The sequence below is a fragment of the Aquamicrobium segne genome, assembly GCF_042656785.1.
Taxonomy (GTDB): domain Bacteria; phylum Pseudomonadota; class Alphaproteobacteria; order Rhizobiales; family Rhizobiaceae; genus Mesorhizobium; species Mesorhizobium segne.
Genome location: NZ_JBHSLL010000050.1, coordinates 60,046 through 72,121, shown reverse-complemented (window position 1 = coordinate 72,121; position 12,076 = coordinate 60,046). Strand labels below are relative to the sequence as shown.

Genomic DNA, 12,076 nt, shown 5'->3' with positions numbered 1-12,076 from the left:
ACCGATGGCGCAAGGCCGGGCATTGGGCTCGCATTCTCGACGCCATATCAGAGGCTTATGATGGCGATGCATTGCATGATGAGATGGCCGCGCGCGGTGTCATCGCCAATATCCGACTGATGCCAACGCGCAAGCGCTTCCCCGCCTTCGACCACCAACTCTATCGCAAGCGCAATGTGGTTGAGCGGTTCTTCAACAAACTCAAACAGTTCCGTGCGGTCGCAACTCGCTATGACAAGCGTGACGACAATTTCCTCGCTTCAGTCCAACTCGCCGCAATCCGAATATGGATCAAAGAAAATGAGCCGGTGACCTAGAGCGTGTCGCTTTTCTTTCAGATTCACGCAATCCGATTTAAGTCTTTGTTTTTACGTATGTATTTATCCTAAAACTGGTTCCTAGTTATGGAAATTCCAGTTCTCAACCGGTTTTCAACATTGGCGGGTGCCAAGCGTCGCGGCATTGGACAGCAAGGGCCAGTAGACCCTGAGCCAGAGCAGGAAGGCGGCTGCCCACAAGAGTGCGGCCCCTGCATAAGACAGGTCGGGTGACAGCAGTTGCAGGTCGAGATCGGGCAACACCCGAAGAGCGAGCGCCGCAACCAGCAGCAAAGCGGCGAACCGGGTCATGCGGGCGAAGACGAGCGGCTGACCGCTATGCAGCAGGCCAGCGATGGAAAAGACGGAGAGCACGCCAAGGCCAAGACCACCCATCAGCGCCACATGCAGGCCAGCCGTTTCCGCCAGCGGCGCGCCAAGTCTGACACAGCCGATCAGGATCAGTCCTGCACCGGCAAAACCGCTGGAACCGGCCAGCACCATGATCTCGCTGCGCAGCATCTCACGTCCAACAAACGCCTCGCCAACCCTGTCCATGAAAGCGGCTCCCGCCGCGATCATGAGATAGCCGCTCGCTTCCGGCGACAGACCGGCAAGCTCGCCCGCTATCGCCAGCGCCACCAATCCGGGCGCAAGATTAAGCCGACCCGGATGCGGACGAAACGGCGAAGTCGTCTCGCTCGGATCAAGGATCAGATTGGTGACTGCAACTGTAATTCGCGCCAGCGCCAGCCCGAGCAGGCCAAGAAAGACAAGGCCCGCCACATGCAATGCGCGTCGCGCCAGTTCGGCATCCTCGATGGTAAAACCGTAGCGCACGACTGCCTCAGTAACAGCAAATGCCCCCATCCACAGGATGAAGGACAGCAGGTTGTCGCTGCGCTTTTGCACAGACACCCGCACCACATAGTCTGTCAGTAGCACCAGCCAGGCGACATCGCAGATCGCACCGGCAAGACCCAGCATATCCGCACCAAAAAAGCCGACGAGACGACCCCCGCCCCACAGCGCCGCCATCGGATAGAGAAATTTTCCCTGTGGTCTTTGCGTGTCGGTCCATTCGGGAACGGCCGTGGTGATGAAGCCGATGAGTGCTGCACCGAACGCACCGAAGATCATTTCGTGCGCGTGCCACAGCCCCGGTGGCGTCGTGTGTGCCAGCGGCAGGTCGAGGCCGAACACCAGCACCCACTGGAACGGCCACAAGGCAGCGTAGAGCGCGCCGAGCGGAAAGAACAGGCGAAAGCCCTCATCGCCAAGGATTTTTGTGAGCGGCAAAACAGGAGCGGATGTAACGGCGGAATCAGTCATGCAAGCTTCCGTTCGTCAACATCATGGATATGCCGGAACAGCGGATCATCACGCAAGAAACGCTGTACCGTTTCAAACACGACCCGGTCGTCGCGCTCGCCGGGTTCTCCCGGCAATGGGCGCTCGCCCGCAATGCCGTCGCCATTGGCGTCGAGCACAATAATGCGGTGGGCGATGCGCGCCGCCTCGATCAAATCATGGGTGACGAACAGGGCAGAAAAGCGCGAGGCGCGTGAAGCCTCGATAACGAGATCCTGCATACGCCGTTTCAGCGCAACGTCCAGCGCCGTGAACGGCTCGTCGAAGAAGATGAAGTCGGGATCGACGACAAGCGCCCGTGCGATGGCCACCCGCTGCCGCATTCCGCCGGACAGTTCCACCGGATATTTGTCGAGATCGACCGCATCGAAGGAAACGCGCGCGGCCGCCGCCTCGGCAAGCGCGTGGCGCTGCCTGCGCCCCCTCCCGGCGATACGCAGCGGGTAGGCGATATTGTCGCGCGCACTCGCCCAGGGCAGCAGGCGCGGTTCCTGAAACACCATGGCGTGACGGCGATAGCCATGCGCGACCGTACCGCGCAGCGGCTCGACAATGCCAGCAGCGATATGGACCAGCGTGGATTTGCCACAACCCGAAGGACCGACCAGCGCCACCACTTCGGATGCACCGATCGCAAGATCGATATGATCAAGCACAGTGCGGCCAAAATAGGCGTGGCCAATGTGTGCAAGCCGCAGCGAGGTTTCTGCGCTCATCGCTTGACCCCCCAGGGCTGGGCAGCGACACGCCAGCGCTCTACTTCGGCGCGTATCGGGTGCAGGACACCATATTCGACCGCAATCAGCGCTGCGACCGCGATCAGCACCCAGGCAAGAGCGCCCGCAACATCGAGATTGGCGCGGCTGCGCGCCAGTTCGCCACCGATGCCGCCGACATTGGCCAGCAATTCGGCCATCACCGCCACCTTGAAGGCGACACCCAGCGCCAGTACCAGTGCGGGAAACAGATGCGCAGCCACATGGCGCAGCGACAATGTTGTCAGCCGCTTCCATGCATTGGCGCCAAAAGCCCGGGCCATGGCGTCAAGCCCGCGATCACGCGACATCACACCTTCGGCAACACCAACGAACACCACCGGTGAAGCCGCAACCAATATGGTGACGGCCACCGTGCCGTCCGTGGAGCCGAACCAGATCATCGCCAATACGATCCAGGCAATTGGCGGCACGCCAAGCAGCACTGTCACCAAAGGTCGCGCCAGCCGCAGCGTGGCTGGCGAATAACCGGCGACCAGCCCAACCAGTCCGCCCGCGGCCCCGGCAGCCGCAAAACCCTTGAGGGCACGCAGGCTGGTCAGGAGCGTGATGTCCCAGGTTTCGGGCCGTGAAAGAATGGCAAGCGCTGCTTCCAAAGTGGCGAGCGGTGCTGGCAGGATGAAGTCGCCATAGGCCTCATGTCCGATTTGCCAGAGTGCGGCGAGCAGGCACAGCGCAGCCAGCCCCGACCATGCAGCCCACAGGAAGCGGCAGCTTCGACCCAGCCTGTCCAGCATCCCGTGCATATGTCGCCGCCAGCCTAAAGGTAAAAACCGTCATCCGGCAGATGACCGCCAATAATGGCTGGGTCACTGTCGGCGAGCATCGAGAGCATGGCTTCAATGGCCGGGCGCGCTTGCCCTGCGCGCTCCGCCACCAGCTTGGAAGTGGCGATGGAGGCGGCCAGCACCGGCTCGGGAAAATCAAGCGAGGGCGCGGCGATCTTCGCGGCATTTTCCGGGTCGGCATTGACCCTGGCGGCTGCCTCTTCAAGAACCGCCTGCAAACCATTGGCCAGTTCAGGCGCCGCAGCAACCAGCGCATCCGTCAGCGCCAGTCCCGCCTGTGGCAGCACCGGTTCCTTGCCGGTCACCTCGCCCCAGACTGTCTGCACGTCGATGACGCGCCGCATATCCTTGCCAGCCAGCTTGCCCATTATGATGGCCGCTGTGCAGGCGGGCTCGGGCGCCAGAACCGCATCGACGCGACCGGCTATCAACATCTGCATGGCCTCGATCGGCGAACCGGCATTCTCAATCACAATATCTGTGCCGGGGGTCATGCCGTAATGGGCAAGAAGCCGCAGCAGGACAAGATCGGGCATGTCATTGCGGAATGGCACCGCCAGCTTCCTGCCCTTCAGCGCCGGGAGGCTGTCAATGCCGGTATCGTCTGAGACGATATAAAGCAGCCCCTTTGTCATGATGTTAAGCAGCTTCAGCTTCATGCCGCGATTGTAAAGATTGGCGGCCACCTGCACCGGCAACACCAGCGCGCCCATGGTGCCGGAGGTGAGCCCGGCGCGCATCTCGTCGGGATTGCGCCAGACCTTGAAGTCCGCCTTGCCTGCAAACGGGGTCAGCGCACCGGAGGCAACCGCCCCGGCCAGCACGATCGAAGGGCCAGCCGGCGGGCCGTAAAGAACAAGTTCATCAAGCTGAGCGGCCTGCACAGACTGTGACAACCAGGAAAGTGCTGGAAGAGCCAGTCCGGCCCCGATACCGGCCATCACACAGCGGCGGGAAAGCACAGGTGAAGCAGGGGCAGCCGTCACAGCCATATCGATCTCCGAATGTGTTTTGTCGCAAAAAAGCAGGATGCTTTCGGACACATTTATTTAAAGAAGATAATATTACTCAACTTTGTGCTAACGCAAAGAGCGCCGAGAGTTTCGATGCTTTTGTGGCGACGGCGCAGCCAGTATTTTTGCTGATGGCTGGCGCAATGATTTCTTCTGGCCAACCTGCTGGCAGGCCAATCACAGGACTGGGGACTATTATGAGCAAGCAGGGCTGGGAACAGCACGCAGACAGGACTGGTCTGTGCAAGGGCAACAAAAAGCTGCTGGCGGCGGCCGTCGCATCACTTCTGGCAGGAACAAGCGGGCAATGCCTTGCCCAATCAGCCACCCCCGGCGCCACGATACTGGACCCATATTCGTCGAGGCTGGCACAGCCGCCCCGATTGCCGAGCGATTTGCAGCCCTTCCCGGTGGCGTGGCGCTGGTGACGCAAGAGGAGATACCCGATACTGCCAACCTGACCATTTCTGAAGCCCTGAAAATGGTTCCCGGCGTGGTGGTGCAGGATTTCTTTGGGGGCAACGACCAGCCACGCATCCAGATTCGCGGCTCAGGGCTACAGCAGAACCCGGTCGAACGGGGCATCCTGATGTTGCAGGACGGGCTGCCGCTCAACCGCGCCGACGGCTCCTATATCGTTGGCTTCGCCGATCCGGGTCAGGCCAGTTCGCTGGAAGTCTATCGCGGTTACATGGCCAACCGGCTTGGCGCCAATGTGCTTGGTGGCGCCATCAATCTGGTTTCACCGACCGGCGCCGGGGCAACCGGCTTTTCCGGCACGGCAAGCGGCGGCTCCTTCGGCCAGGCGGGACTTTCCGGCCGCATGGGCTTTGCGGAAGGGGCATTTGACGGTCTGTTGCACGGTGATTTCAGTCGCCGCGATGGCTTTCGTAACTATAATTCCTCGCAGCGCGTCTCGATTGGCGGCAATATCGGCTACCAGATCTCCGACACTATCAGGACACGCATCTTCGCCGGTTATACCGATCTTGGCTTCGACGTTGCCGGGCCGCTGACCAAAGCCGGGCTTTACGCCAATCCGCGACAGGTTCATGCCGGTCCGGTGGTGACACCCGACGGTCCGATCAATCCCGGCCCCAATGTCATCCGCGACAAGCCGCGTCGCGAGGCAAGCCAGTTCCTGATCGGCTCACGCACAACAGCCGAGTTCGACGCGCATCTGATCGACGTGGTGCTGGGCTACACCTACACTGACGACATGTTCCGCTTCCCTATCTCGTCGGGTGTGCGCACCACCACGGGCGGTGATTTCACCGGCGTGCTGCGCTATGCCTACAGACCGGATGAGGCCGCACCACTGCCATTATTTGAGACGACCGCGCAATATTCAATCGGTTCGGCCAAGCGGGAAAATTACCTCAACGAGGCGGGCAGCCAGGGGGCGCTGTTTGGCAAGAGCGATCTCGATGCCTCAACGCTGTCACTGCATGCCGGTTTCAATGTTCCGCTTGACGATCAATGGACGGTATCGCCGACGATCACCTACGCCCATGCCAGCCGCGACAACAAGGATCGCTTCGGGGAAGCGACGCGGCCTACTCTTGGGTATAGGCCGGGCAACCCGACAATGCCGTTTCCCGATGGTGCGGTGCCAACGGTCAGTACAAGCTATAATCGCTCCTACAGCGGCTGGAGCCCAAGCCTTGGTGCAACCTACCGGTTCGACGACAACAATATTTTCTATGCCGTCGTCAGCCGCAGCTTCGAGCCGCCAACCCATAATGATTTTCTGGCCACCGTTAACGGTACGCCCAACAGCAGCCCCGGACGACCACTGCCCTCGGTTCCTCCAGACCCTCTCCCGGAGGACCCCAATTTGTCGACAGATGCCTTTCGCACACCTGATCTGAAGGCACAGACCGCAACCACTGTGGAGGCCGGATGGCGCGGCAGCTATAATGAAACCAGTTGGGATGCCAGTGCCTATTATTCGTGGATTGACAATGAACTGCTCAGCCTGCGCGACATATCGGGCAGTTCACTCGGCGCCGTCAATGCCGACAAGACCACGCATTTCGGCATTGAACTGGGCCTGTCCTCACAGATCACCAGCAGGCTTGCAGGACGGATTGCCTACACCTATCAGAATTTCCGCTTTGTCGACGATCCGCTTCGCGGCAATAACCGGCTGGCTGGCGCACCACGCCATATTATCAGCGCCCTTCTGAATTATGATCTTACAGAAGACTGGGCCATACAGGGCGGCATGCGCTGGAACCCTGAGAAAACGCCCGTTGACAACATGAACACACTTTACGCGGACCCCTATGTCGTGGTCGATCTGCATACACAATACCGGCTGAACGATTCAGTGACATTGTTTGGCGAGATCACCAATATCTTCAACGAAAAATACGCCTCATCGACACTGATCGTCGATCAGGCGCGCTCCGATCAGGCAGCCTTCCTGCCGGGCGACGGGCGTGGCTTCTTTGCAGGTATCAAGGCAAGATTTTAAAGTATATTTCTCGAGACCTGAAAACCCGTCTTGAGATAAAGACATGCGTAAAACAAAGATTTAGAGCATTTTGTGAGTACGGATGGCACCATCTGGCTGCAAAATGCTCTAGCAGCGGCAATCAGGATCGCAGGCCGGGTGCGTCTTTGCCCGGCCACAAGATCTCCTCGTCAATGGCGTCGATGCGCACGCAACCGGTGAGCGCCATTGCAGCTTCCAATTCGGCCCGAAGAATTGTCAGCATGTGAACAATGCCGACCGGTCCGGCGACGGCAAGGGCATGCATCACCGGCGCACCGACCATTACCGCGCTTGCACCGCATGCAAGCGCCTTCAGCACATCGGTGCCACGCCGCACACCACCGTCGAGCACAAGCGGCACACGGCCCCGAACGGTATCGGCAACAGCCAGCAGCGCCTCAATCGACGAGGGCAGCGTGTCGAGCGTGCGCCCGCCATGGTTGGAAACGGCGATGGCGTCAACGCCGCATGAAAGTGCGCGCTCTGCATCATGCGGGCTGGTTATGCCCTTTAACATGACGGGAAGTGTTGTCTGTTGGCGCAACCATTCAATGTCAGACCAGGTCGGGGCGGTATCGAGCAAGCCCTTGAATACCGGGCTTTCGCCAGGTCCGGCACGGGATGACGGCGTCGGAAAACCTTGAACATTCACGGCGGCCACATGCGGCGGCAACCTGAAACCAGCGCGTTGCTCGTCATTGCGCACGCCATTGACAGGGGCATCGACGGTAACCATCAGCGCGCTGTAGCCTGCCGCCTCGGCACGACGCACCAGCGACAGTGTCACCTCGCGGCTGGCTTGCATATAAAGCTGGAAAATCAAGGTGGTCTGCGATGCTTCTGCGATCTCTTCCAGCGTCGTGCTGGCAAGCGTGCTGACACACATCCAGGCGCGTGCGGCTGAGGCTCCAAGCACAGTTGCCACCTCGCCGCCCGGATGGGCAAGCTTCTGATGCGCAACAGGTGCAACCAGGACCGGCATGCTCATCGGCATGCCCATGAGCATTGTGTCCGTTCCCGCATCAGTCATGTCGGCCAGCACCCGTCCGGCAAGCCGCATGCCATCAAAAGCCTCACGGTTCCAGCGGCGCGTCAGGCCGTCAGCGCCTGCTCCTGAAATATAGGCCCAGGCATCGGCTGGCAGTATCGCCTGTGCATGGCGTTCATAGTCGCCAAGGCTGACGACACCAGGCGGCACCTCAGAGGGGCCGGATGTGTCACTCACGTCTGCGACCAGTGGCGGATCAAATTGTGATAGTGGGCGGTCAGGCCGACGACAGCGGGGTCATCATCGGGCAGACGGCTGCGGATGCTGATGATTGATCTGTCGAGATCATAAAGCATGTTGCGACGCCAGTCATCCTTGACCATCGACTGGGTCCAGAAGAACGAAGCCCAACGGCTGCCACGTGTCACCGGCGTCACCGAATGCATGCTGGTGGCCGGATAGACGACCATATGGCCAGCCGGCAATTTGACGTGATGTGTGCCGTAAGTGTCATGAACGACAAGTTCGCCGCCGTCATAATCTTCAGGCGCTGTAAGAAATAGTGTTGAGGAGACATCGGTGCGCATGCGCATTCCCGACCCCGGCACCACCCGGATCGAACCATCGACATGGGCGCCGAAAGTCATGCCCTCATCGTAGCGGTTGAACATTGGCGGCAATACGTGCAATGGCAGCGCAGCCGAGGAAAAGGTGGGATTGCGACCCAGTGCGCGCATGATGATCTGGCTCAGTTCGCGTGCGGCATCTGAATCGGGTGGCACCTGAAGGTTGTTCTTCACCAGCGCCGCCTGATCGCCAGCGGTTGTCCGGCCGTCGACCCATTTCGTGCTTTCCAGAACTTGCCGGATATAGGCGAGTTCCTCAGGTGTCAGCACGTCGGGGATTGTTACAAGCATTCTGCGCTCCACTTCCCATGCAATATTTCAGCGGCTTATCCGCCGCACGGCCTGGATTATCCCGATAACCGTACCATAAGACCGGGCGGATTTGCAGCCGCCCGGCTTTCGATTGTCAGCCTGTTCCTCAGAAGCGGGCCGTGGCTTTCAGATGTGCACTCCTGCCAGGCGCCAGGATTCCGAATATGCCGACATGCGAAGCATCATAGATCGTCTCGTTGAACAGGTTGTTGATGTTAAGCTGCAGATCGAAATTCTCATTGACCTTGTAGGCCGCCATCAGATCAACGCGCCAATGTGATGGCAGGGCCTTGGTGTTCGCATCGTCCATGAAACGTTCGGACATATAATAGGCGCCGCCACCCATGGTCAGCTTTTCGGTAACGTCATAGGTCGACCAGACACTGAACGTATGAGCCGGAATGAATTTGAGCCTGTTGCCATCATTTGAGTTCACAAGCTTGGCATCGTCCACCAATTTGGCATCGGTATAGGTATACCCACCGAAGACCTGCCATCTGTCGGTGATATTACCGGCGACACCAAGCTCAATACCTTTCGCTCGGCTGTTGCCGATGAGAGCGGCCTGGCCAGTCGTCGGATCATTGGCCCGCTGGTTGGTTTTCTCCGTATAGAACAGGGCTGCAGTGAGCGACAACCGCTCATCAAGAACATCCCATTTGGTGCCAATTTCATAGGAAACATTCTTTTCCGGATCGAGATTGGCCTGGGCCGCGCTAAGGCCGCCACCAGCCACACCATCTGCGCCGCCGGACTGGCCCAGTGTCTCACCAGCAGGGTTCGATGAGGTGCCATGCGCAACATAGAGGCTTGCATAAGGCAATGGTTTGTAGACCAGTCCAACCTGATAGTTGAACATTGTCGCCTTGTTGCTCCGGTCATTTCCGACGTCGGTGACATGATAATTATCAAGCCTGATGCCCGCATTGAGCGACCATTGCTCGTTGAACTTGATTGTATCGAAAAGATAGGCCGCCTGGGTCTCGGTCTTGTAGGGATCGCCATAAGCGGTCTCAGCCAGGTTGCTCATATCGACAGGGGTGAATGGATCTGGATTGTAAAGACTGGTTCTGCCGATATCAGGAATCCCCTGATATCCGCCATTCCTCAGCCGTTCATAGGCGAATTCAACCCCGGCTACGAAGCTGTGTTCCAGACCTCCCGCCTCAAACTCGGCAACGAGGTTCGTCTGGTTGGCGACCCCCATGCTTTCGCGACGGTTGGCCCTGCTGGCACGTTCCACCTCACCGAATGGCGTTGCGGGAGTGGCGTTTGAACCCGTAGTTGCTTCGTTCATCGACGGGCGGGTAAAGATATAATCGTTCTTGCCAAAAGCGTAGCGCAGCACATTTTCAATGCGCAGCCTGTCATTGAATTCATGTTCTAATTTGGCAGTGGCAAGATGTGTCTCCGTCTTGCGGAAATCGCGGAATACCGAGCCATAGAAATTGTTGCGGTCGACATCCACCGGATAATAGGGATTGTCAGACGTCGCAGGACGACCGGCCTGGACTGAGTTGGGGAACGGCAGCCCGAAATCCGGCAGTTCATCAGTCTTGAGATAGTAATAGCTGAGCGTCGCTTTTGTCGGACCATCCATGCCGAACGAGATCGATGGTGCAATGCCCCATCGTTTCTGGAACACCTCATCGCGACCGGCCACATCCGCGTCATGCCACAGGGCATTGAGGCGAACGCCGACACCATTGTCAAAATAATGATTGCCGTCGAAGGTCGTCCGCTTCGTGGCGTCAGTGCCAAGCGTTCCCGACACATTCACGAAGTTTTCCATTTGCGGCGTCTTTGACACCATATTGATCGAGCCGCCAGTCGAACCGCGACCGTTATAGACACCGCCCGGACCCTTGCTAACCTCGATCGATTCCAGCGCAAAGGATTCATAACTTGAACGACCAAGATTGCGTACACCGTCAACCATCATGTCGGTCGAGGCCTCGAAGCCGCGGATGAAAGGACGATCGCCCATCGGCGTGCCGCCTTCACCAGAACCCAGCGAAATACCCGGCGTGGTGCGTAAAACCTCGGTGACCGAATTCTGGCCGCGCTCTTCCATCTGCTTTTGCGTCACAACAGTGACTGTGCGCGGCGTATCAAGCAAGGGCTGCGTGTATTTCGACGAGGAAAGCCGATCCGCCTTGTAGCTTTCGCTGGCCTGCGTCCCCGCTTTGGCCTCGACATTGATCTCTTCAAGAACCACGTCACTGCCGTTCTGCGCCTGCGCATGCGCCTGCCCGGTCAGGGCAGCAGAAAGTGCTATGACTGGCAGCAACCCGAGTGTGGGCGCAATCGGCCCCGCCCCGCCACCACTCTTTTCCTCGAAAATCCCGCTCACTTATAGCTCCTTAGGGCATGGCCACGTCAAAAAGACGAGGCAAAAATCAATTCTGTAGCCGATGCATGTGCGTCAGCAGTTGCCGCAACTGCGCAGCACGGTTGCACCTAGCTAAACATGACGAAAGGAGTCAACTATAATTGTGGCTGAAAACGGACTTTTCCCGCTATGTGACCAGAACGGCACATTCAGGCCCGGGAGGCGTAGTGCAAACTTGCCTCAAGGGAGGCTGCCAGCGTTGCGGCATGGCCCGCACCTGCAAAGACCTGCGACGTGACCTTGCTACCGCCGCGCCGCTCCAGCCGTCGGATCATTTCAAGCGTGTGCGGCGCAGGCCCGTTCCAATGCGGCGCCTGCGGGCTTGATCTGCGCTCGCTGTCACCCAGCATCACCAGCGTATCGGTTGCCAGCGGTGCGCGGGGCAGTGCTTCTTCCATGCGCAACAGAAACTCGTTGTCCCACCACAATGACGGGCTTACCGCAACATGCCGCTGGAACCCGTTACCGCCGCGCAACAGGGAATAAAGGGTGCACATGCCTGCCAGCGAATGGCCCCAGAGTGTACGGGTCCGGGACATGGTTGCGGCATCTGCCTCGACCCTGGGCACGATTTCTCCCGCCAGCCTGTCGAGGAAGGCTGCTGCACCGCCGATCATCCGCTCCGGATATTGCGGGTCCGCTCGCGGCAGGGCGCCATCATCGGCGGGCGTATAGTCCAGCGAGCGCGCTGCGCGGTCAAACCGGAGCGGCGTCTCATAGCCGATGCCGACAATGAAAAGGCCGGGTGCGCGCGACAAATGTTCAGGGGTCAATGTGTCGAATACGGCGTTGCCGTCGAGCATATAAAGGAAGTTTGCGCCGTCGGGTGGCGCATTCAGCCGTGGGGTCGCGATAAAAAGACGGTAATGGCGATTATCCGCAGTCGTCAGCGATTGCTGCGACAGCTCATGGCTCGACAGTCTGGCGTTGAAAATTTCAAGTTCAGCCGGTGCCGGAGGCTGCGGCTTTAACTGGTCCGGCAAAGGAGACATA

At 59.1% G+C, this 12,076-nt stretch carries 10 protein-coding genes; 2 read left to right on the top strand and 8 right to left on the bottom strand.

The annotated features are described in order from the left end of the window. A partial coding sequence (locus tag ACFPLB_RS13530; protein WP_378230482.1) for a transposase occupies positions 1-317 on the top strand: 317 nt, incomplete at its 5' end. Between the two features lie 114 nt (positions 318-431). Here ACFPLB_RS13530 and ACFPLB_RS13525 read toward each other — a convergent pair. Genes ACFPLB_RS13525 through ACFPLB_RS13510 form a run of 4 tightly spaced genes read right to left on the bottom strand, consistent with a single transcriptional unit; the run spans position 432 to position 4,244 of the window. Continuing rightward, positions 432-1,649, bottom strand: coding sequence for an NnrS family protein (locus ACFPLB_RS13525; protein ID WP_378230480.1), 1,218 nt, complete (start codon positions 1,647-1,649; stop codon positions 432-434). Further along, the gene (locus ACFPLB_RS13520; RefSeq protein ID WP_378230478.1) at positions 1,646-2,404 is read right to left on the bottom strand and encodes an ABC transporter ATP-binding protein; all 759 of its coding nucleotides are present in this window, start codon (positions 2,402-2,404) and stop codon (positions 1,646-1,648) included. Before ACFPLB_RS13520 ends, ACFPLB_RS13525 begins: the two co-directional genes overlap by 4 nt. Then, on the bottom strand, positions 2,401-3,210 hold the full coding sequence (locus ACFPLB_RS13515) for an ABC transporter permease (RefSeq protein ID WP_378230475.1): 810 nt from the start codon (positions 3,208-3,210) through the stop codon (positions 2,401-2,403). The genes ACFPLB_RS13520 and ACFPLB_RS13515 overlap by 4 nt, the downstream gene beginning before the upstream one ends. Positions 3,211-3,224: 14 nt before the next feature. Next, entirely contained in the window at positions 3,225-4,244 is a 1,020-nt protein-coding gene (locus tag ACFPLB_RS13510) for an ABC transporter substrate-binding protein (protein WP_378230473.1), read from the bottom strand. Positions 4,245-4,572: 328 nt separating this feature from the next. Between ACFPLB_RS13510 and ACFPLB_RS13505 the strand changes: the two genes are divergently transcribed. Further along, the gene (locus tag ACFPLB_RS13505; protein WP_378230471.1) at positions 4,573-6,744 is read left to right on the top strand and encodes a TonB-dependent receptor family protein; all 2,172 of its coding nucleotides are present in this window, start codon (positions 4,573-4,575) and stop codon (positions 6,742-6,744) included. 121 nt (positions 6,745-6,865) lie between these two features. Here ACFPLB_RS13505 and ACFPLB_RS13500 read toward each other — a convergent pair whose 3' ends face one another. The 4 genes from ACFPLB_RS13500 to ACFPLB_RS13485 all read right to left on the bottom strand — a co-directional run bounded on the left by ACFPLB_RS13500 (position 6,866) and on the right by ACFPLB_RS13485 (position 12,075). Continuing rightward, positions 6,866-7,990 carry an alpha-hydroxy acid oxidase gene (locus ACFPLB_RS13500; RefSeq protein WP_378230469.1) on the bottom strand — a complete coding sequence of 375 codons (1,125 nt, stop codon included), beginning with the start codon at positions 7,988-7,990 and terminating at the stop codon, positions 6,866-6,868. After that, the gene (locus ACFPLB_RS13495) at positions 7,987-8,670 is read right to left on the bottom strand and encodes a Fe2+-dependent dioxygenase (RefSeq protein WP_378230467.1); all 684 of its coding nucleotides are present in this window, start codon (positions 8,668-8,670) and stop codon (positions 7,987-7,989) included. The genes ACFPLB_RS13500 and ACFPLB_RS13495 overlap by 4 nt, the downstream gene beginning before the upstream one ends. A gap of 127 nt (positions 8,671-8,797) precedes the next feature. Then, positions 8,798-11,044, bottom strand: coding sequence for a TonB-dependent receptor (locus ACFPLB_RS13490; protein WP_378230465.1), 2,247 nt, complete (start codon positions 11,042-11,044; stop codon positions 8,798-8,800). Between the two features lie 188 nt (positions 11,045-11,232). Then, on the bottom strand, positions 11,233-12,075 hold the full coding sequence (locus ACFPLB_RS13485; RefSeq protein ID WP_378230463.1) for an alpha/beta hydrolase: 843 nt from the start codon (positions 12,073-12,075) through the stop codon (positions 11,233-11,235). Position 12,076: the final 1 nt, after the last annotated feature.

Bases quoted from the DNA above. Each gene is read 5' to 3' on its own strand.
- ACFPLB_RS13525 (WP_378230480.1), bottom strand. From the start codon at position 1,649: ATGACTGATTCCGCCGTTACATCCGCTCCTGTTTTGCCGCTCACAAAA.
- ACFPLB_RS13520 (WP_378230478.1), bottom strand. From the start codon at position 2,404: ATGAGCGCAGAAACCTCGCTGCGGCTTGCACACATTGGCCACGCCTAT.
- ACFPLB_RS13515 (WP_378230475.1), bottom strand. From the start codon at position 3,210: ATGCACGGGATGCTGGACAGGCTGGGTCGAAGCTGCCGCTTCCTGTGG.
- ACFPLB_RS13510 (WP_378230473.1), bottom strand. From the start codon at position 4,244: ATGGCTGTGACGGCTGCCCCTGCTTCACCTGTGCTTTCCCGCCGCTGT.
- ACFPLB_RS13505 (WP_378230471.1), top strand. From the start codon at position 4,573: ATGCCTTGCCCAATCAGCCACCCCCGGCGCCACGATACTGGACCCATA.
- ACFPLB_RS13495 (WP_378230467.1), bottom strand. From the start codon at position 8,670: ATGCTTGTAACAATCCCCGACGTGCTGACACCTGAGGAACTCGCCTAT.
- ACFPLB_RS13485 (WP_378230463.1), bottom strand. From the start codon at position 12,075: ATGTCTCCTTTGCCGGACCAGTTAAAGCCGCAGCCTCCGGCACCGGCT.